This is a genomic window from Paludifilum halophilum, from assembly GCF_002245355.1.
GTDB classification, from domain to species: Bacteria; Bacillota; Bacilli; order Thermoactinomycetales; family DSM-45169; genus Paludifilum; species Paludifilum halophilum.
This window is the reverse complement of record NZ_NOWF01000003.1, coordinates 47,199-68,804: the sequence shown is the minus strand read 5'-3', so window position 1 is coordinate 68,804 and position 21,606 is coordinate 47,199. Positions and strand designations below refer to the sequence as shown.

The 21,606-nt window shown below is 52.2% G+C and carries 18 protein-coding genes; 16 read left to right on the top strand and 2 right to left on the bottom strand.

The window, feature by feature from the left end; all coding sequences use genetic code 11:
* Nucleotides 1-127: 127 nt before the first annotated feature.
* The 14 genes from racE to CHM34_RS05410 all read left to right on the top strand — a co-directional run bounded on the left by racE (nt 128) and on the right by CHM34_RS05410 (nt 16,788).
* Complete coding sequence (racE, locus tag CHM34_RS05475; RefSeq protein ID WP_094263605.1) at nt 128-973, top strand: glutamate racemase; 846 nt, start codon at nt 128-130, stop codon at nt 971-973.
* 103 nt (nt 974-1,076) lie between these two features.
* A complete protein-coding gene (locus tag CHM34_RS05470) occupies nt 1,077-2,123 on the top strand; it encodes a GerMN domain-containing protein (protein ID WP_094263604.1) in 1,047 nt (348 codons plus the stop codon).
* 201 nt (nt 2,124-2,324) lie between these two features.
* Nucleotides 2,325-3,050, top strand: a complete 726-nt coding sequence (gene rph / locus CHM34_RS05465) for a ribonuclease PH (RefSeq protein WP_094263603.1) — start codon at nt 2,325-2,327, stop codon at nt 3,048-3,050.
* A 16-nt stretch (nt 3,051-3,066) separates the two neighbouring features.
* Entirely contained in the window at nt 3,067-3,705 is a 639-nt protein-coding gene (locus CHM34_RS05460) for an XTP/dITP diphosphatase (protein WP_094263602.1), read from the top strand.
* A gap of 31 nt (nt 3,706-3,736) precedes the next feature.
* Complete coding sequence (locus CHM34_RS05455) at nt 3,737-4,255, top strand: metallophosphoesterase family protein (protein WP_094263601.1); 519 nt, start codon at nt 3,737-3,739, stop codon at nt 4,253-4,255.
* A 608-nt stretch (nt 4,256-4,863) separates the two neighbouring features.
* Nucleotides 4,864-6,156 (top strand): trigger factor, encoded by a 1,293-nt coding sequence (gene tig / locus CHM34_RS05450; protein WP_094263600.1) that lies wholly within the window; start codon nt 4,864-4,866, stop codon nt 6,154-6,156.
* An 81-nt stretch (nt 6,157-6,237) separates the two neighbouring features.
* Nucleotides 6,238-6,843, top strand: coding sequence for an ATP-dependent Clp endopeptidase proteolytic subunit ClpP (gene clpP / locus CHM34_RS05445; protein ID WP_276207682.1), 606 nt, complete (start codon nt 6,238-6,240; stop codon nt 6,841-6,843).
* Nucleotides 6,844-6,866: 23 nt separating this feature from the next.
* Nucleotides 6,867-8,129 carry an ATP-dependent protease ATP-binding subunit ClpX gene (gene clpX / locus CHM34_RS05440; protein WP_094263599.1) on the top strand — a complete coding sequence of 421 codons (1,263 nt, stop codon included), beginning with the start codon at nt 6,867-6,869 and terminating at the stop codon, nt 8,127-8,129.
* Between the two features lie 240 nt (nt 8,130-8,369).
* Nucleotides 8,370-9,497 carry a lipid II:glycine glycyltransferase FemX gene (locus CHM34_RS05435; RefSeq protein ID WP_240511891.1) on the top strand — a complete coding sequence of 376 codons (1,128 nt, stop codon included), beginning with the start codon at nt 8,370-8,372 and terminating at the stop codon, nt 9,495-9,497.
* A gap of 12 nt (nt 9,498-9,509) precedes the next feature.
* Complete coding sequence (locus CHM34_RS05430) at nt 9,510-10,730, top strand: alanine racemase (protein WP_094263598.1); 1,221 nt, start codon at nt 9,510-9,512, stop codon at nt 10,728-10,730.
* A gap of 154 nt (nt 10,731-10,884) precedes the next feature.
* Nucleotides 10,885-12,564 (top strand): ATP-dependent protease LonB, encoded by a 1,680-nt coding sequence (gene lonB, locus CHM34_RS05425; protein WP_094263597.1) that lies wholly within the window; start codon nt 10,885-10,887, stop codon nt 12,562-12,564.
* 114 nt (nt 12,565-12,678) lie between these two features.
* Complete coding sequence (lon, locus tag CHM34_RS05420; protein ID WP_094263596.1) at nt 12,679-15,021, top strand: endopeptidase La; 2,343 nt, start codon at nt 12,679-12,681, stop codon at nt 15,019-15,021.
* Nucleotides 15,002-15,589 (top strand): ribosome biogenesis GTP-binding protein YihA/YsxC, encoded by a 588-nt coding sequence (gene yihA / locus CHM34_RS05415; RefSeq protein ID WP_094263595.1) that lies wholly within the window; start codon nt 15,002-15,004, stop codon nt 15,587-15,589. Before lon ends, yihA begins: the two co-directional genes overlap by 20 nt.
* Before the next feature lie 89 nt (nt 15,590-15,678).
* Nucleotides 15,679-16,788: a D-alanine--D-alanine ligase gene (locus CHM34_RS05410; protein ID WP_094263594.1), complete on the top strand. Its 1,110-nt coding sequence runs from the start codon at nt 15,679-15,681 to the stop codon at nt 16,786-16,788.
* Between the two features lie 243 nt (nt 16,789-17,031).
* On the opposite strand, the gene map is transcribed toward CHM34_RS05410, so the two are convergent.
* Together map and CHM34_RS05400 are read right to left on the bottom strand one after the other, a co-directional pair.
* Entirely contained in the window at nt 17,032-17,814 is a 783-nt protein-coding gene (gene map / locus CHM34_RS05405) for a type I methionyl aminopeptidase (RefSeq protein ID WP_094263593.1), read from the bottom strand.
* Between the two features lie 108 nt (nt 17,815-17,922).
* Entirely contained in the window at nt 17,923-18,399 is a 477-nt protein-coding gene (locus CHM34_RS05400) for a LiaI-LiaF-like domain-containing protein (RefSeq protein ID WP_094263592.1), read from the bottom strand.
* Nucleotides 18,400-18,766: 367 nt separating this feature from the next.
* Here CHM34_RS05400 and CHM34_RS05395 point away from each other — a divergent pair, with 367 nt between their 5' ends.
* Nucleotides 18,767-20,617 carry a GAF domain-containing sensor histidine kinase gene (locus CHM34_RS05395; protein ID WP_240511915.1) on the top strand — a complete coding sequence of 617 codons (1,851 nt, stop codon included), beginning with the start codon at nt 18,767-18,769 and terminating at the stop codon, nt 20,615-20,617.
* 334 nt (nt 20,618-20,951) lie between these two features.
* Complete coding sequence (locus CHM34_RS05390) at nt 20,952-21,602, top strand: response regulator (protein WP_094263590.1); 651 nt, start codon at nt 20,952-20,954, stop codon at nt 21,600-21,602.
* Nucleotides 21,603-21,606 lie beyond the last annotated feature (4 nt).

Here is a 21,606-nt window from a genome sequence, read left to right as displayed (position 1 = left end):
AATAGCGCCTATATAGCCGCATGTATAAGCATTCTTGCGAAGATCGCCATATAATGAATGCCATAGGGTCTCAGGCACTGCCAACCCGATACAGGACGGCGAAAGACTGGAGGCTTAACGTGAATTTATGAATCCACTTTCATTGCAAAGCGCAATCGGAATTCTGGACTCAGGCGTAGGGGGGTTGACGGTAGCCAAAGAGGTCTTAAGGCAACTTCCCCGGGAGAAAATTCTTTATTTCGGTGACACCTGTCGATGTCCCTACGGCCCTCGTACACCCGCAGAAGTGCGCCAGTTCACGACTGAAATTGTACACTTTTTGTCAGGGTATTCGATGAAGGCATTGGTGATCGCCTGCAATACGGCGACAGCGGTTGCTTTGGAATCGATTCGACAACAGTTTTCCATTCCGGTGCTGGGAGTGATTGAACCGGGAGCCCGGGCGGCGATTAAAGCCTCCCGACAAGGGCGAATCGGTGTCATCGGAACCCAAGGGACCGTCAAGAGCGAAGCGTATCATCGGGCATTGAAGCTGATCGATCCGGACCTGGTCGTGGTGAGTCATGCCTGTCCCGCGCTGGTTCCCTTAGTGGAGAGCGGGAGCGGAGATACGGATCACGCCCGCAGTATTGTAAAAAAGGAATTGCTTCCTTTAAAAGAATATGAATTGGATACCCTGATTATGGGGTGTACTCATTACCCTTTAATTTCCGACTGGATCCAACGGGAAATGGGTCCGTCGGTCACTCTGATCAGCTCCGCCGAAGAGACGGCCCGGGAGCTGTCTACTGTTTTGCAGCATAAAGGCTTGCTGACGGATCAAACGATGGAGTCCCTGGAACCGATGGATCACCACTTTTTTACCAGCGGAACCCCGGAGTCCTTTCGGCGGATTGCCGAAAGCTGGCTGGGACATTCCGTACGTGTGGAACAGGTGATTTTGGATACATTGACCAACCATACCGCAGGCTGACCAGACTAGGATTCTTCGATTCTCTTGAGAAAAGCAGTGATATTTTCTCCCGGGGCTCGTATACATTGTACTAGCCCAGAACTTTGCCCCGGGAGGGAGTACAATGCGGAACCGATTCATTAAAGGAATGATCGGAGTGTTACTCTTTTTCCTGTTATTGTCCGGTTGTCTGTTCGGACCTGAGGGAAAAGAATCGTCGCCGATCGATCCTCCGCCGAAATCGTCGGAAAAAAAGGAGCAATCGTCTGAAAAAAGCAAGGATCAAGCGGATTCTTCTGACGCAAAAGGGAGTTTGGAACTTTATTTCTTAACGGATACGGGCTATGTCGTCCCCTATGCGCTCAATATTCCCAAAGTGGAAGGGATCGCCAAGGAAGCATTGGACTACATGGTGAAAGGCGGCCCCGCTCAGTCGATGCTGCCGGAGGGTTTCAGCGGAATTTTGCCGAAAGGAACGGAAGTAAAGGGGTTGGATATTCAGAAGGGAACGGCTACGATCGATTTTTCCAAGGAGTTTTTGTCTTATGATCCCGGAATGGAAGAAAAGATTCTGAGCGCTGTTACCTGGGCTGTGACCGGCTTCGATTCGGTTAACAAGGTGAACATATGGGTTGATGGCCGCCCCTTGGAGACCATGCCCAAGAAAAAAAGCCCGGCGCAGGAATTGACCCGCGATCGCGGAATTAACCTGGAGATCGCCCAGGGAGTGAAAGCCAGCCAAAGCATGCCCGTCACTCTTTATTTTCTGGGTCAAACCGAAGAAGATGAAGTATACTATGTTCCGGTTACCCGGATGATTGACCGACAAAAAAATGTGGCCAAAGCGGCTTTAACGGAATTAGTCAAGGGACCGCAACACGGTTCTGATCTGGTCAACGCCCTGGTCGACACCACTGAGATAAACAGTGTCCAGATCAAGGGGGATACCGCTGTCGCCGATTTCGGAAAGCAACTTCTGGAGTACAGCGATGAGAAAAAAGCGTCCCAGGACGCCTTAAACACGATTGTTCTCTCCTTGACGGAAAACACCAGTGCCAAAAAGGTGAAAATCACGGTTGAAGGAGAAGGGGAAACCGCTGCCAAAACGCTGGGAGACCCGTTTGACAAACCTGTCACCCGTCCCAAGCGGATCAACCCGGTCGCTTTCTAGAAGCGTTATAGGAAAAAGCTCTTTTCAAGGGAGGCTAGGAAGGGTTGAATTTTCAGCGTATCTGTGAAAATCGTGATTGGTCGGGTGGGTGAATGGGAACACTCGAAGAGGTGAATGCACCTCTTTTTTCTTTTGCTATTCCTCGCGTTGCCGGAAAAGACTGTGTTATAATATGAACACTATATTTTGGAGGGGACCGTAGTGAGAGTGGACGGACGAAAAGCTGACGAACTTCGAAAAGTGGACATGATCCCGGATTATATGAAACATGCGGAAGGGTCCGTCTACATATGTGTAGGAGATACAAAGGTCATATGTGCCGCCTCTGTCGAAGAACGGGTTCCTCCTTTTCTTCGAGGCTCGGGAAAAGGATGGGTAACGGCTGAATACGCAATGTTGCCCCGGGCTACCCAATCCCGGACGATTCGGGAGTCCAGCAAGGGAAAAGTGGGCGGCCGAACGATGGAAATTCAACGTTTGATCGGGCGAAGCCTTCGTTCTGTTGTACAGTTGGATCGGTTGGGGGAGCGTACCGTCTGGTTGGATTGTGATGTGATTCAAGCGGATGGCGGGACCCGAACCGCTTCTATCACTGGAGCCTATGTCGCGATGGTATTCGCTCTTCACCGGCTGGTGAAAGCGGGAAGCCTGCCGCGGATGCCGGTGACGGACTACCTGGCGGCGACCAGTGTCGGTATCGTAGACGGTGTACCCAGTCTCGATCTGTGCTATGAAGAGGACTCCCGGGCGAAAGTGGACATGAACGTGGTCATGACCGGGACCGGCAAGTATGTGGAAGTGCAGGGAACCGGTGAGGATTCTCCCTTTTCTCCGGAAGAGCTGAATCAGCTTCTCGACTTGGCCAAAGGGGGAACCGAACGGCTCATCGCCTGCCAAAAAGAAGTCCTGCAAGACATGGGCGATTGAATCGGGGAGGAGCGAAATGCCGCAAAAGATCAAAAAGGCGTGGCCTTGGACGGACCTGGTCATCGCCACGCGAAACGATCATAAAGTCGCAGAACTGGATACTCTCTTGTCCGGGGAACTGGGCCTGCGGGTGTTGGGACTGAAAGGAATGGAAGGAATACCGGAGATCGTAGAGGACCGGGATACCTTTGAAGGAAATGCTGTCAAGAAAGCGGAGACGGTGGCCGGGGTATTGAACCGGCCGGTTGTCGCCGACGATTCCGGATTGGCGGTAGATGCCCTGAACGGGGATCCGGGGGTTTATTCCGCGAGATTTGCAGGCCCTGGAGCGACGGATGCCCAAAACAATGCGAAATTGCTTCAAGCTTTGCAGGGAGTCCCGGAATCCCGACGCAACGCTTCTTTTATTTGCGTCATCGCGCTGGCGGTACCCGGAGAAGAAACCCGCGTGGTACGCGGGGAGTGTACCGGCCGAATCGCTGTATCTCCTCGGGGAGAGCACGGGTTCGGCTATGATCCATTGTTTTTCCTGCCGGATCGGGGAGTCACCATGGCTGAGGCGGGACCGGAAGTGAAACGCCGGATCAGTCATCGAGCCCGGGCTTCAGTGAAGCTTCTTCAGCTGTTGCGTGAACGGTACGATTTTTCCCGATAATCCTCTCCCTGGAAGGAGGAGTGATGTCATCATGCGTGTACTGATTATCAGTGACTCCCACGGGGATGGTGATCGGTTGAAGCGAATCGCGGAAGAAGTGGCGGCGGATCATATCATTCATTGCGGCGATTTCAGTACGGATGCCGAGGAGTTGCCTTCCCGCCCGATGACTGTGGTGCAGGGGAACTGCGATTGGGAGGACAAACCGTTGGAGGATTGGTGGGAGAAGGAGGGGGTTCGTTTTTTCGTGACTCACGGTCACCGACACCAGGTCAAGAGCTCTTTTCTTCCCCTTCGGTATCGCGCTGAAGAAACCGGAGCCCAGGTGGCCTGTTTCGGTCACTCTCATGTTCCTGTCTGTGAACAGTCTGGAAACATTCTCCTGATCAATCCCGGAAGCATCACCATGCCCCGCGAATTTCCGCAGCCGACCTATGCCGTGTTGGAAAGGTCGGGGAATAAAGATGTGGATGTCACCTTCTACAACCCGCAGGGAGAGGTCGTCAGAGAGAGGGGAGGCACCTTCACCCTTCCGGGAAAAGAGGTCTGATCAACCGCCTGAAACGAGGATTTTCGCTTGACGCAAAGGCTGTTCGTGGTATAATATGATATGCACTGAGGCGTGCAACTCCTTGCATCAAGTCCCAGTAGCTCAGCAGGATAGAGCAACGGCCTTCAAATAAGGAGCCTCTGCAGGGAACTCTCAACCTGCAGAGTGGACGACACTGTATCGGTGAAACCTTAACAGGTGATGCTGATGGTAATACCGAGGAAACTTACGGTTCCCTGTACCGGGATGATCGTGAGGATCCGTAGAGACTATACGTGTCGCACCTGAGATGGTGAAGATATAGTCCAGACCACAAACAACATCGGTTGGTGACGAAAGTCATAGTGGTATGCTAAGCCGTTGGTCGGGGGTTCGAATCCCTCCTGGGACGCCATACGATTTTTCGCTATAGGCGGAGATCAAAGGGAGTTGCACACTTTTTTTATGAGCCCCTTGGCGGGGCTTTTGTTTTGAAGGGACTCCGCTGGTGTCTCCCTTGCAAAGCGTATGCCATATGGTATAATAAAATGGTTGTAATATGCTCGGAATTCACAGGTTGAAGCGATCATCCTGTATTTATGAACGGAGTTTGTCAGGAGGGAAGACCGATGAAGGCAAGTTGGGAAAAGACCGAAAAAAACCGCGGGGTACTGACGGTTGAGGTAGATGAAGAACAGTTCGGGGAAGCTTTGGATCAAGCGTTCCGCAAAGTGGTTAAGAACGTGAACGTTCCCGGTTTCCGTAAAGGGAAAGTTCCGCGCCCGATCTTTGAGAAGCGTTTCGGAGTGGAATCCCTGTACCAGGATGCCTTGGATATCCTGTTGCCGGAAGCTTACCCTCAAGCTGTAGAACAAGCGGGGATTGAGCCCGTCGATCAGCCGGAGATCGATATTGATCAGCTGGAAAAAGGAAAACCTTTTATCTTCAAGGCGACGGTGACAGTGAAGCCGGAAGTGCAGTTGGGTCAATACAAGGAACTGGAAATTCCCGAGAAGGATTTCTCCGTTTCCGATGAAGATATCGATGCCGAGCTGAAACGGATGCAGGAACGGCAAGGACAACTGATCGCTGTGGAAGACGGCCAAGTAGAGAAGGGCGATCGTGTCATTATGGACTTTGAAGGGTTTATTGACGGAGAACCCTTTGAAGGCGGCCAGGCCGAGCGTTATACGCTGGAAGTGGGGTCCAACCAATTCATCCCCGGCTTCGAAGACCAGTTGATCGGAATGAAGGCTGAAGAGGAGAAAGACGTCGTCGTTACCTTCCCGGAAGAGTATCAAGAGGAAAGCCTTGCCGGCAAAGAGGCTACTTTTAAAGTAAAAGTACATGAAATCAAGCGCATGGAATTGCCGGAGCTGGATGACGAGTTTGCTCAGGATGTGAGCGAGTTCGATACGCTGGAAGAATTGAAAAGCGATGTCGAGAATAAACTGAAAGAGCAGAAGAAAAATGAGGAAGAGTCCTATAAACGGAACACCTTGGTGGAAAAAGCGGCCGAAAACGCGGAAATCGAAGTGCCCGATGTCATGGTGGAACACGAAATCGATCACATGATGCAACATTTTCAGCAACAGCTGCAAATGCAGGGGATCAATCTGGAGCAGTACACCCAGTTTACCGGACAGGATACTTCTCAGATCCGCGAACAGTTCCAGGAGGATGCAGGCAAGAAAGTTCGAGCCAACCTGGTATTGGAAGCGATCGCCGCTGAGGAAAATGTGGAAGTCAACGATGAAGAAGTCGAAGAAGAAGTGAAAAAGTTGGCAGAGCAGATGGAACGGGATGTGGAAGAAGTGCGTCGTCTGCTGAATGCCCAGGGCGGAGTCAATCAGATGAAGGAAGAATTAAAGGTCCGAAAAACGATCGACCTACTTGTATCCAATAGTAAAAATGCGGCATAATGAGAATAGGACGGAAAAACGAGGCACGTGTCCACGCGTGCCTTGTTTTTAAAAAAGATTGAAGGGAGGGTTTCTCGAACGGTGCACGAAACGGACGGAGTATACGGATCCAACCTGGTTCCCATGGTTGTTGAACAGACCAATCGCGGTGAGCGGGCGTTTGATCTCTTTTCCCGCCTGCTGAAAGATCGGATCATCTTTATCGGATCCCCGATTAACGATGCGATTTCCAATGTCGTAGTCGCCCAACTCCTTTTTTTGGCGGCGGATGATCCGGAAAAGGATATTCACTTGTACATAAACTCCCCGGGTGGTTCGATTACAGCGGGGATGGCGATTTACGATACCATGCAGTACATAAAATCCGACGTCTCCACGATCTGCGTGGGGATGGCTGCCAGTATGGGTGCTTTCCTGCTGGCGGCCGGAAGCGAAGGAAAACGTTTCGCGCTTCCCAACAGCGAGGTGATGATTCATCAACCGCTGGGTGGAGTGAAAGGTCAAGCCGCGGATATCGAAATTCACGCTGACTGGATTCTAAAGACCCGGAAAAAAATCTACCGGATCTTATCCGAGCGTACGGGTCAGCCTCTGAAGAAGATTGAACGCGATGCGGATCGCGACTATTTCATGGGTGCTCAGGAAGCCAAAGAGTACGGTTTGGTGGATCAAGTGATCACCCGTTAAGACCTTCGAGAGGGGTGAGACGCGTGTTTAAATTCAACGAGGAAAAAGGACAGTTGAAGTGTTCTTTCTGTGGTAAATCCCAGGACCAAGTGCGCAAGTTGGTGGCCGGTCCCGGTGTCTATATTTGTGATGAATGCATTGAGCTCTGCAACGAGATTGTCGAAGAAGAGCTGGGCGGAGAAGAGGATATCGATCTGGAAAACCTGCCGAAGCCGCAGGAAATCAACGAAATCCTCGACCAATACGTCATCGGCCAGGATCAGGCCAAGAAGTCTCTGGCAGTGGCTGTATATAACCACTACAAACGGATCAACTCGTCTCAAAAGATGGAAGACGTGGAGTTGCAGAAATCGAACATCGTGATGGTGGGGCCGACCGGAAGCGGGAAAACCCTGCTGGCTCAAACGATGGCCAAGATTCTTAACGTGCCCTTCGCTATCGCTGATGCCACTTCTCTCACAGAGGCCGGTTATGTGGGTGAGGATGTGGAAAACATCCTGCTGAAGCTGATTCAGGCGGCAGACTATGATGTGGAAAAAGCGGAGCGCGGGATTATCTACATCGATGAGATCGACAAGGTGGCCCGCAAGTCGGAAAACCCCTCGATAACCCGCGATGTTTCCGGCGAAGGTGTGCAACAGGCCTTGCTGAAAATCCTGGAGGGGACTGTGGCAAGTGTTCCGCCTCAAGGTGGACGGAAACACCCCCATCAGGAGTTTATTCAAATCGATACCGGCAATATCCTGTTTATCTGCGGCGGAGCCTTTGACGGTTTGGAGCAGATCATTAAACGTCGCATCGGTAAAAAGGTGATCGGCTTTGGTACAGACAGCACCACTGCCGATCTGAAGCCCGGCGAATACCTGAAACTGGTGCTTCCGGAGGATCTGTTGCGCTACGGCTTGATCCCGGAATTCGTCGGACGTTTGCCGGTCATCTCCACCCTGGAGCCCCTGGATCAGGATGCCTTGGTACGGATCTTGACCGAGCCGAAAAACGCTCTGGTTAAGCAGTACGAGAAGTTGTTGGAGATGGATAACGTCAATCTCACCTTCGAAACTGACGCTCTCAAGGCGATCGCTGACGAGGCGATCAATCGAAATACCGGCGCAAGGGGCTTGAGGGCGATTATTGAAGCGATCATGCTGGATGTGATGTTTGATCTTCCTTCCAGGGAGGACGTCACGGAATGCGCGGTGACCGAGGAGACGGTAAAAAACAAAGTGGCTCCGCGCCTGACGACCGAGGAAGGGCGCAACGTTGACAAAAAAGAAGAAAGCGCCTAAAAAGCTTTAGCACCCGACACCGGGTGCTTTTTTTTGTCTGAAACTTGTCGATCCCTCAGAATACAAGCGGTTTTTACCCGCACACAGGGGGTTTTATGGTAGAATGACTAATGGCGAATAGAAGAATTCCGCTTTTGTTTGTTGAAGGTTGTTACAGTTTTGCAGTCATTATCATGTTGTTTTTTCGACGGGTCTTATCATCGGAAGAAAGAATACTGCAGAAGTGGAGTTGTGGTTTGCATGATGCAAGTGGAAGCCGTATCCCGCGAGGACTATTTATCCTTTATCGAAAAGCAGCCGCTGGGTAATTTTATGCAATATCCCTCCTGGGCCGAGGTGAAAACGGAGTGGAAGAACGATCTGTTGGGTTGGTTCAATGAAGAGCGGCAGATGGTCGGTTGTTCGCTTGTTTTGTATCGAAAACTTCCCGGCCTGAACAAGTTTTTGGCATACATACCCCGAGGCCCGGTGATCGATTGGACATCCAAAAATCTGAGCGAATGGTTTGAACCTCTCTTTGAGTTCCTTCGCCAGAAAAATGTCTTTTCCGTCAAAATGGAGCCTCCGGTGACACGAGCCCGATGGAAAACTCCCACGATCAAAAAATACTTGAAACAAATCCGGGAACATGAACTGAAAGGGAAAACGTTGAACGATCTCGGACCGGATGAAGTGGATGGCCAGGCGGACTACGTTCAGCAAGCACTCCGGGACATCGGGTGGAAGAAAAAAGAGGAGGACGGGGGTTTCTCCGCGATTCAGCCGCAGTATGTGTTCCGGTTGCCCCTCAATGAGCGGACGCTGGATGAAGTGTTTGGCGATTTTCACACCAATTGGCGGCGTAATGTGAGGAAAGCGGACAAGCAGGGTGTGGAAGTGACTGTCGGCGGCGAGGAAGAACTGAAAGAGTTCTACGAGCTGTTAAAGGTGACCGCTGAGCGAGATCAATTTGCCGTCCGCAATTTCTCCTATTTCGAAAAGATGTACTATGCTTTGAGCCGGGAGAATCCGGACCGAATCAAACTGTATATGGCGCGGTTCGAAGGTGAGTTGCTGGCCTCCACGATCGCCACCTACTCCAACGGGCACACTTGGTATCTCTACGGAGCCAGTAGCAACAAACATCGCAACAAGATGCCGAATCATGCGATCCAGTGGAAAATGATCCAGGATGCTCACGCCATGGGAGCACATACTTACGATTTTCGCGGGATCAGTCACACGCTGGACGAATCGGATCCTTTGTACGGTTTGCTCCGGTTTAAACTGGGATTCGGAGGGGAAGCTTGCCAGTTGATCGGAGAATGGGATTATCCCCTGCAACCGCTGTTGCACTGGGCCTTCGACATGTATATGAAAAAACGTTGAGGTGTTCAAACATTGAGCCTAACCCTGTACTTAAACCGGCGAGAATGGTTGGATCATATCCGGAACACGGAAGAGCGGTTTCCCGACTATGTTCCCGTAATCAAGGGGAACGGTTACGGATTTGGCAATGAATTTTTAGCTGACGCTGCCATTCGGTCGGGTAAACGGACCGTCGCAGTCGGGACCGTCGAAGAGGCTCGGGAGTTGGAAGGAGTGTATTCCTTTGAAGAAATGCTGATTCTCACCCCTGTGCTGGCGGCCCCGGAGTATGCGGACATGGCGGAAAGCCGGGTCTATACCGTGGGCAATTTAGCCCAATTAAAACGGTTGGTTGAGGGTTTCGACTCCCTGTGTCGGCGGCAGTCCAGCATTTGGAACAACGGCGGTGAACCTTTTCATCTGCGGATCCTGATCAAATGTGAATCCCAAATGAAACGATACGGTTTTGAGCCGGAAGAACTATCGAAGGTTCAAACGTTGATCGATGATTGGAACCGCTCGGATTCCCTTCGCCTGGAAATCGCGGGCTATTCGATCCACTTTCCGACCGAGGGGCTGTCTGTGACGGCCAAAGAAGAGAGCATCCACGCTTGGGTGCAACAAATCAAGAAAGTGGGACTGCCCTGTAACCGGATGTATGTCAGTCACATCTCTTCGGATCTGTATGGGAAACTGAGAAAGGAATACCCGTCCATCCGTTTTCATATGCGCCTGGGAACGGACCTGTGGCTTCACGATAAGTCCTTTTTCAGTCTGCGAACAACGGTTCTGGATGTGAAGGATGTCGTGAAAGGAGAGCGTTTCGGTTATAAGCAGAACCGGGCCAAAAAAAGCGGGCGGCTGGTGATTGTCGCCGGCGGCACCGCTAACGGAGTCGCTCTGGATGCCCCGACGGCAGTGAAGGGGTGGAAGGATCGCGCCAAGCTGACGGTGTTTTGGCTTCTTCAATTGACCAATCGTCATTTGAGCCCCTTTACGTATCAGGGGAAACGGCTCTGGTTTGCGGAACCTCCCCATATGCAAACCAGCGTTCTCTTTTTTCCCAAGGGAGCAAAAACACCTCAACCGGGAGAGGAACTCAAGGTTCAACTGCGCATGACAACCGCGCATTTTGATCGATGTGTCGAACTGGGTTCGGATCAAGAAAAGGAGGAAGAGGCCGCGGATTATGAAGCGGCCGCTTTGCTGCCAAACCAAGAAGAAAAAGGCAAGACCCTGGATGTCACTTCCTGATCCTCGATTTTTGCCCGCCGAATGCCCGTTTTCGGGAGCGGCGGGTTTTTTGTGTCCCTGACTATCCCCCATTTCCTCCGGTCATACTAAGCCCAGAATACGACGCGGTGAATTTCCTTCCGTGTCCCGAAGACGGGGAGGTAATGGAGATATTATGAACTGGACAGTGCTCATCATGTTACTCCAGGTTTTTTTCTCGGTCGTCATCGGTCTTTATTTCTGGAATCTGCTGCGGAATCAGCAGTCTAACCGGTCGGCCGTGGATCGCGAATCGCGAAAGGAGATGGATAAACTCCGAAAAATGCGCACCGTCTCCCTGACGGAGCCGCTGTCGGAGAAAACCCGTCCTTCTTCTTTTGAAGAAATCGTGGGTCAAAGGGAGGGTATTCGGGCGCTGAAAGCGGCCCTGTGCGGTCCCAACCCCCAACACGTGTTGATTTACGGACCGCCGGGAATCGGAAAGACTGCCGCGGCGCGGGTGGTGTTGGAGGAAGCGAAAAAGAATCCCCAATCGCCCTTCAATCACGGGTCCAAGTTTGTGGAGCTGGATGCCACCACCGCCCGCTTCGATGAACGGGGAATCGCTGATCCCCTGATCGGTTCCGTTCATGATCCGATTTATCAAGGGGCCGGTTCAATGGGGATGGCGGGAATTCCCCAGCCGAAGCCCGGAGCGGTGTCCAAGGCTCATGGCGGCGTTCTTTTTATCGATGAAATCGGTGAGCTGCACCCGATCCAAATGAACAAGCTCCTCAAAGTATTGGAGGATCGCAAAGTATTTTTTGAAAGCGCCTATTACAGTCCGGAGGATACCAATACACCCTCCCATATCCACGATATTTTTCAGAACGGTCTCCCTGCCGACTTTCGAATGGTCGGAGCGACCACCCGCACTCCCGAGGAAATCCCTCCGGCGATCCGTTCCCGTTGCATGGAGATTTATTTCCGTCCCTTATTGCCGGAGGAAATCGCTCGAGTGGCCCGTCAGGCAATCGAGAGAATCCATTTTTCCCATGAGGAGAAGGCGATACAGGTGATTCAGAAGTATGCCACCAACGGGCGGGAAGCGATTAATATCGTCCAAACCGCCGGGGGTCTGGCCTTGACTGAAGATCGAAAGGAAATCAAAGCGGCGGATATCGAGTGGGTGGTTCACAGTAGTCAGCTCGTTCCTCGACCGGATAAGAAAGTCCCGGATTCGGCACAACCCGGTTTGGTTAACGGATTGGCCGTATACGGACCTAATATGGGTGCTCTCTTGGAGATCGAAGTGACGGCGGTTCCGGTGAAGCGCGGGACCGAAGGGTCCATCCGCATTACCGGGATGGTGGATGAAGAGGAATTGGGAGGCGCTGGACAGCGAACTCTTCGCCGCAAAAGCATGGCCCGAAGTTCCCTGGAAAATGTGCTTACCGTTTTGAGGCGAACGGATATCGATCCTTATGCCTATCATCTTCATGTCAACTTCCCCGGAGGTATTCCCTTGGATGGACCGTCGGCGGGGGTGACCATGGCGACAGCGATTTATTCCGCTATCAAAGGACTGCCGGTGGATAACCGTCTGGCGATGACCGGCGAGCTTTCTATCCACGGGAAAGTAAAACCCGTCGGCGGAGTCGTGGCCAAAGTGGAGGCGGCCAAACAGGCAGGGGCGAAACGGGTATTGATTCCTGAGGATAATATGCAGGCTTTGTTTGAAGACTGGGAGGACATTCAGGTGATCCCGGTCAATCAGGTGGAAGATGTCCTAAAGTGGGCTTGTCGGCAGGATTCAGAAACGGAATCGGCGATGCCGGCAGCCGCCGGTGTGCTGACGGCCTCTTCCTTGGGATAACCGCTCTTATTCCCACAAATGCGCTGTCATGGACAAAAGACGGCGAATAAGATAAAATCGTACAAAGTTCAACCCTTTTATAAACAGGCAAGATACGGCATCGGAGGTGCATACATGGCTGTTAAAGAGGAGGAGCGCGTGTTGCCGTTGCTTCCCCTTCGCGGTTTGCTCGTCTATCCCAATATGGTGTTGCACCTGGATGTTGGCCGCGAACGTTCCGTAAAAGCTCTGGAACAAGCAATGGTGGATGATGATACGATTCTCCTCGCGACGCAGCACGAAGTTCAGTTGGAAGAGCCGACTCCGGATGACATTTACCGGATGGGGACCGTCGCCCGGGTACGGCAGATGCTGAAATTACCCAACGGAACGATTCGAGTATTGGTGGAGGGTTTGCACCGGGCTCGGTTGTTGGAGTTTCAGGATGAAGACTCCTATTATAAAGTGCGCGTCAGCGAGCTTTTGCAGGATGAAGTGGACGATATCAACGTAGAGGCTCTGATGCGGTCGGTTTTGGACCACTTTGAGCAATACCTGCGTCTGTCCAAAAAAGTTTCCCCGGAAACCCTTTCCGCTGTCGCCGATATCGATGAACCGGGACGTTTGGCTGATGTGATCGCCTCTCATCTTCCTCTGAAGATCGAGGATAAGCAAAAAATCCTGGAAACGGTGGATATCAAGGAACGCCTGGAAACTCTTCTGTCCATCCTGAATGACGAGCGGGAGGTCCTGGAGCTGGAGCGAAAGATCTCTCAGCGTGTCAAAAAGCAGATGGAGAAGACACAGAAGGAGTACTATCTGAGAGAACAGATGAAGGCAATTCAGCGGGAACTCGGTGAAAAAGAAGGACGGATGGGGGAAGTGGAGGAGCTCCGCAGCCAGCTGGAAAAGCTGGAAGCACCCGACGAGGTTAAAGAGAAGGTGGAAAAGGAACTTCAGCGTTTGGAGAAGATTCCCACCACCTCGGCGGAGGGGGGAGTGATTCGCACCTATGTGGAATGGTTGTTGGAGTTGCCGTGGTATCAGGAGACAGAGGACGATCTGGACCTGAAAAAAGCGGAGAAGGTTCTGGATGAAGACCATTATGGATTGGAAAAGGCCAAGGAGCGCGTTTTGGAATATCTGGCCGTACAAAAGATGGTCAAACAGTTGAAAGGACCCATCCTGTGTTTGGTGGGACCTCCCGGTGTAGGGAAAACTTCCCTCGGCCGTTCCATTGCACGGGCATTAAATCGAAACTTTGTTCGTGTTTCTCTGGGTGGTGTACGGGATGAAGCGGAAATCCGCGGTCACCGTCGCACATATGTCGGGGCGATGCCCGGACGGATCATCCAGGGGATGAAGACGGCGGAGAGTGCAAACCCCGTCTTCCTTCTGGACGAGATTGACAAGATGGCCATGGATTTTCGGGGGGATCCGGCTTCCGCCTTGCTGGAAGTGTTGGATCCGGAACAGAACAAAAGCTTCAGTGACCACTATATTGAGGTGCCCTACGATCTCTCCAAGGTGATGTTTATCACGACGGCCAATACGGCCCACAATATTCCCCGTCCCTTGTTGGATCGAATGGAGATGCTCTATATTTCCGGCTATACGGAGATCGAAAAGGAACGGATCTGCAAAGATCATCTGATTCCGAAACAGCTGAAGGAACACGGGTTGACTAAAGAGAAGCTGCAAATCAATTCGGATGCAGTCCGGAAATTGATTCGCCGTTATACCCGGGAAGCCGGTGTGCGGAACATGGAACGTACGGTGAGCACTCTGTGCCGCAAAGCCGTTCGGCAACTGGTATCGGAGGAACGGAAAAAAGTAGTCATCACAGCCAAAAATCTGCCTCAATACCTGGGGCCAGAAAAGTTTCGTTATGGCAAGGCGGAACAGACCGACCAGGTCGGAGCGGCTACCGGTCTCGCCTGGACCGCGACGGGGGGAGACACGCTTACGATTGAAGTGACGGTGCTTCCCGGCAAAGGGAAGTTGACCCTGACCGGCAAACTGGGGGATGTGATGAAGGAATCCGCCCAGGCCGCCTTCAGCTACATTCGTTCTCGGGCTGATGAACTACAGATCGATCCGGAATTCCACGAAAAAAACGATATTCACATTCACGTTCCGGAGGGAGCGATTCCAAAAGATGGTCCTTCGGCGGGGATTACCATGGCTACTGCTTTGGTTTCCTCCTTGTCCGGGATCCCTGTTTCCCGCCAGGTTGCCATGACCGGGGAGGTAACCCTGCGAGGACGGGTGCTGCCCATTGGCGGATTAAAGGAGAAATCCCTCGCGGCAAACCGGGCGGGCATTACCCATATTCTCGTACCGAAGGAAAACGAAAAGGACTTAGAGGATGTTCCTGACAGCGTGAAAAAAGACTTAAAGATTATGACGGTCGGTCATATGGACGAAGTGTTGAAGTTGGCTTTGGTGAGGGATTCTAATGAAAGTGACGAAGGCTGAATTTGTGATCAGCGCTGTCCATCCGGGACAGTATCCCAAGGACGCCCTGCCGGAAATCGCTCTGGCCGGGCGTTCCAATGTGGGTAAATCCTCTTTGATCAATCGATTGATCCACCGCAAAAATTTGGCCCGAACCAGTTCCAAACCGGGTAAAACTCAGACGATCAATTTCTACCGGATCAATGGGGAATTGTTTTTCGCCGACATGCCCGGCTACGGTTTCGCCAAGGTGTCCAAGTCGGTGCGGGCGGCTTGGGGCCGGATGGTGGAGGGGTATCTGACGACCCGTGACATGTTGAAAGGGGCCATTCAGGTGATTGACCTGCGTCATCCCCCTACCCGAGATGATGTGGCCATGTATGAATGGCTGACATACCATCAGATCCCGGTGATCGTTGCAGCCACCAAAGCGGATAAAATTTCTCGCGGGCGGTGGCCCAAGCACTTGAAACAGGTTCGGGAAGGACTGGATATCGATCCCGGCGATTCCCTGGTTTTGTTTTCCGCAGATACCGGTCAGGGCAAAGAAGAACTCTGGACGGCGATCAGGCGCCTCGCCAAAAGCTGAGTGTGGAACCATCCGGATCGATGGGGAATAGTCTACATACCGACAAAGAGTAACCCAACGCAGAGTGAGACGAGAAAGGCTGGGAGAGGATGAATAAAAAAATACACGTAGCCGTGTTATTCGGCGGAAAATCAGGAGAACATGAAGTCTCTCTCCACTCCGCTGCTTCCGTCATTCAGGCGATGGATCCTTCTTCTTTCGAAGTGCTTCCGATCCTGATTAACCGGGATGGGGGTTGGGAATCGGGTAAAAAAGCCCTCCCCGCTCTGGATGGTAAAATGGAGCCGGAGCAGTTGGAAAACCTGGAAAAGCGAGTGTCTGCCCAGAACGCCCTTCCCGCGGCATCCGGACGGTCGTTCCCTTCGTTGAATCGGGAGGATGTGGATGCTGTTTTCCCTGTTCTTCACGGGACTTTTGGTGAAGACGGAACGATTCAGGGTCTTCTGGAAATTGCGGACATCCCTTATGTCGGGGCTGGGGTGATGGCCTCCGCCGTGGGTATGGATAAGGTGATGATGAAGAAGATCTTCGCTCAGGAAGGTTTGCCCCAAGGGGCCTTTACCCATTATTTCCGTTCCCGGATCGAAAGGGATGTGGACGGGGTGGTTCGGGAGATTGAAGAGGTTTTCGGTTATCCCTGCTTTGTCAAACCCGCAAACCTGGGTTCCAGTGTCGGCATTTCCAAGGCAAAAGACCGGAGCGGTTTGGCTGAAGCCCTTTCCCTGGCCGCTCGTTATGATCGGAAAATTATTGTGGAGGAATTTATTCAGGCACGGGAAGTGGAAGTGGCCATTCTGGGTAATGAGTCCCCTGAGGCGTCCGTTCCGGGGGAAATCGTATCCTCCGGTGACTTCTATGATTACAGGGCCAAATATGTGGACGGCATCTCGGAGATGCGGATTCCGGTGGATCTCCCCCAGGAAACGGCGGAAAAAATCCGCCGCCTCGCCATCCGTGCTTTTCAGGCGATCGACGGAACCGGCCTTGCCCGAGTCGATTTCTTCTTCCGGGAAAAGGACGGCCAAGTGCTGATTAACGAGATCAACACCATGCCCGGATTCACTCCATACAGTATGTATGCCAACCTGTGGGAGCACTCCGGCATCAGCTATCCGGAACTCGTCACCCGATTAATCGACTTGGCCATGGAACGTTATGAGGAGAAAAGAAAGTCGACAACCGCTTATGAGCTGAAGTAAAAGGGTTACTCAGTCGGTCGACGGCTGAGTATCCTACCGGAAGCGTTGTGAAAATTCGGCCTCTCCCTCGTCGGGAAAACACGATCGACTTTTTCGGAAGGGGCACCCAGGTCGACCCCGCTGTACCAGCGGGGTCTTTTTTCATGTCCGGAGGAGGACAAGGGTTGGTTTGCGGGTCAGTGGTTGATACGGAGAAATCCCGGTTGTTTCATCCAAGATTCAGCACCGGCTTCGGGGAACTTCTTACATCTGCCTCGGTTCACCGGAGTCTCCTTCCGTGTACTGCTCGGTAAGCACCAACGGTCCGTCGTCGGTGATCGCTACCGTGTGTTCGTATTGGGCTGACAAGCCGCCGTCGACAGTCCGGGCGGTCCAGCCATCGGCCTCGATGCGGGCCTGGTGAGATCCTGTGTTCAGCATCGGCTCGATCGTGATGACCATCCCCTCCCGAAGAACGGGTCCGGAATCGGGAAGACCGAAGTGGGGCACATCCGGAGGCTCGTGTATACGTTGACCGATGCCGTGGCCGATGAACTGACGGACGACGGAGAACCCCCGGGTTTCAGCTTGGATTTGGATGGCGTGGGAGATATGCCCGATCCGGTTTCCCGGTACAGCTTGTCGGATCCCCGCATACAAGGCTTTTCGAGTGGCGAAGAGAAGACGTTCCGTTTCCTTAGAGACGGTGCCGACGGGATAGGACCAGGCGGAGTCCGCCAACCATCCGTTCAAGTTGACGACAAAATCAACGGTGATGATGTCTCCTTCCCGGAGAGGTTCATCTCCAGGCATCCCGTGGCAGATGACGTCGTTGATCGAGGCGCAGGTGGCGTAGGGGTAACCCATGTATCCTTTTTGTTCCGCCGATGCTCCGTGTCGTTCGAGATATTCTTCTACGAACCGGTCGATTTCCTGAGGGGTGATGCCGGGGCGGATCCGCTTGGCAATCTCCCGGTGACAGGCGGCCAGCAGCTTTCCCGCTTTTTCCATTCGGCGGATTTCTTCTTTTGTTTTAATCAGAGCCATCGGGTTCGTCCTTTCCATTGAGGGGTTTCATCCTTTATCTTATGAAGGGGTGAGGGAAAGAACTCCCGTTTTTTGCGGGAGCAATCCCCGCAGTGGCCCGGAATTCTCTTACTTTTTCCAAAGGAGGAAAATTCCGAGGAGTATCAACAAAGTGGGCCAGTAGGTGTTCATGAAGACAGCGGCTTCCCCAACCCCCGGTATCCGGTTGGCACCCGGCCATGCGAACAGGCCGAGGAGGAGAAGGATGGCGCCGATCGTTCCTTTCTTCCGGTCCTTTTTTAAAAGGCCCCCGATTAGGAAAAAGCAAGCACCGATGATGGCGGGAACAAGACTCCAATGCTGCGGCCATTCTTTGACATGGGAAAGACCCCAAGCGTGGATGCCCAGTCCCAATGTAATTCCTCCCCAGATCATCAGGTTCGGATGATGCGGTTGGCGCATGGAAAGAAAAAGAACGATCAGCCCGGTCAGGATTAATAAAAATTCCCACGTCGATAAATATTTATATAATTGCCACTCGGTTTCTCTCATCAGCAAAAAGGCTCCTGCGACGATCAATACGATCCCTGCGTGTTTACCCTGCATGAAGGATTCCCCTTTTCGTGTTGATTTGGTTTTTTCAGCCCATCTTTGGATGAGTGAACCCAATTTTCATATTATCACAAAATGGTTGGGCTTTAGATTATAAATATAAAAATCCTTTACAAATGAAGGATCGTTTTATTTCGATATCTTATAAATCATGGCGCGTTTATGATAGGATTAAAAGAAACGAATGAACCGCATTTTTTAAAGAAAGGGGGTTGATGAAAGGAACGGAATCCATCTGCCGGTCCGATGATTTCGGGCGAAAAGGTGCTTCAGCACGTCGAACCGAGGGGGTTCAAGCGGTTGCGACGATGGTTCCAATCCTGCAAGTATATAATGAATGGCGGGTTGCCGAGTGTGGAAGATGTGGATTGAACGGATGGTTCGCTGGTCGGTTGTTTTTTTAGCATGGATTTTGTCTTTTTATTCTCTCATACAGCATACCGCCCCTGAATGGAGCGTTTTTCATCTGCTCGCTTTAACTGCTTTGCTGTGGGTGACGGAGCTGTTTCCCTTTCCGGAACACGGAGGCCGGGTGACGGTCCATTTCCCCTTCCTATTCGCACTAGGTTCCCTCTATTCCCCGGGAGTGGCGGGGATCGTCTACGGACTGACGGTTCTGTTCGTCGGTTGGATGACGAAGAAATCGCTGTCCAACAGTGCCTTTCGTTCGGGATATACGATTCTCGGGCTGATGGCAGCGGAGGCCTACATATCTTTTATGCGTCAGCCGCTGCTGGAGGCAGGCGATATCTGGAAACTCCTTTTGGTACTTGCGGTTTATGTCCTGGTGTTTGAGTTGGTGAGCAAAATAATCCGGGACGGTACCGAGTGTTTACGCCTTCGTCCCCGTTATTCCCGTCTCTGGGTGAACAATTGGCTGTGGGAGACGGGGATTGCTCTCTTATCTCTCCTCTATTGTGCAGCTTTTTTCGGGATGCTTTGGCAGGAGCGGGATACGGACACCCTCGCGTTCATTTTCTTTTTTACCCCCCTGGTCGCGTTTGCCGTACTGTCCAATGTGATCGCCCGTCTGATGCGTAAACGGAGGAAGCTGGAGCTGTTGTTTCTGCTGTCCACCAACATCAATAAAACACTGAACTTGCGCGAGGTAATGGAGCAGACGATCCTTCCCCTGTCGAAAGTGATCGACTATAGTTACGGGATCTTTTATCTGTTGAAAAATGAGCGGCTTTACCCTTCCGTCACTTCCGGAGATGTTCCGCATCACTTGAAAAAGCAGTCCCACACGCTGAACCGGGGTTTGAACGGGTGGGTGGCTTCTCATGGCCAACCGGCCATGGTGGATGATGTCAAGTTGGATCCCCGTTGTCATGAGGATCTGGAAGATGCTGAAGAAGTGCGCTCGATGCTTTGTGTTCCCCTGGAGATGGACGGGGAGGTACTGGGTGTAATCACCTTGGGGAAAGCGGACCGACGCGGATTTGAGGAGGCGGATCTCACCTTTTTACAGGTGTTGGCGAGTCAGACCGTGATCGCTCTTCATAATGCTCGTCTGATGAATGAAAGGGAGCGCCGGGTGGTGGCGGAGGAGCGGAATCGTTTGGCCCGGGAGATTCATGACGGGATTGCTCAGTCCTTCGCCGGTGTCCTGATGAAGGTGGAATCCTCATTAAAAGTGTTCGATTCACAGCCGGAACAAGTTCGTTCCTGGCTGGAACAGAGTGAGAAAAAGCTTCGGGAAGGCTTGAAGGAAGTACGGCACTCGATCACGGCTCTGCGCCCCTCCCCGGCGGCCAAGATCGGTTTGATCCCCGCATTGAGGAGGCGGGTGGAAGCCTTTCAAAATGAAACCGACGTCGATGCATTTTTCGAGCAGGAGGGGGAGAACTACCCTTTGTCCACGGAGGCGGAGGAGACGGTCTACATGGTTTGCCATGAAGCGTTGAGCAATGCGGCGAAACATGCCAAAGCCTCCGAAGTGAAAGTGACCCTTCGCTATGAACCGGAGGAGCTGAAACTGGTCGTTGAGGATAACGGTGTCGGCTTTTCCTTGGCTCAGGCGGTTTATAAGGCGGAAGCCCAGAAGCGTTACGGCATTGTGGGGATGAATGAACGGGCGCAAAATTTGAATGCGGCTCTTCAATTCGACAGTGAAGAAGGCCAGGGAGCCCGTGTCATCCTGACGATCCCGATGAAAGAGGAAGCGATCCAAGCATCGTCCGGTCAGCGGGGTAAAAATAGCACAGTATGAAAAGGAAAACATGCTGTTGATGGAGAATAGTTAGAGAACGTACATTCCCTTATCAGCAGAGGAGCTGATGGGAATAAGCCCCTTCCGGAATGATAAAAAGCCTACTGTCACTGACAGGATTTCATCAACCGTACGCCACGGGTAACAAAGCTCGACCATCGGCTGAGAGGGAAACAACACAACATTCTCCCGAGCGTGCGAGCACAAAAAAATGGAGGTGAAAAATCTGCTACCGGCTCGTGGCGAAAAACGACAAACAAATCATTTGTAGCCGGTGAGCAAGCACCGACAACTTCATGGTTTGGTTTGTCCATAGGTTTGGTAGCAGCTGTTCATGCCCATTAATGTGCTTTTGGTGGATGACCATGCCGTCCTTAGGGACGGATTATCCAATTTGATCAGTCTGGAACAGGATATGCAGGTGGTAGGGCAGGCGAACAGCGGAACTGAGGCACTGCGCATGATAGAAGAGCTGGACCCTCATGTGATCCTGATGGATATCAATATGCCGGGGATGAGCGGAATTGAAGCGATTCGCCGCATCCGGGCCACCGACCAGAAAGTTGCGATACTCGTCCTGACTATGTTCGACCGGGACGAATACCTCTATGAATCGATCCGCGCCGGTGCGACGGGTTATCTGTTGAAGGACGCGCCTTCCGCCGACGTCATAGAAGCGATTCGTTCCGCCTTCCGGGGGGAGTCCACGCTGCACCCGGTCATGGCTCGCAAACTCCTGGATAATATCAGCGGAGAGAAAAAAACGGACCGCGGATCAGGGGACGATTCCCTGACTCCGCGGGAATTGGATGTGTTGCAGTTAATGGTGAAGGGACTTTCCAATAAGGAAATCGCCGAACAGCTCTTCATCAGTGACAAAACGGTCAAAATCCACGTGAGCAATATCCTGAAAAAGCTGCGGGTCAAGAGTCGGTCACAGGCGATTATCCATGCGATTCAGCATGAGCTGGTCTTGTTGGAGTAGAGGA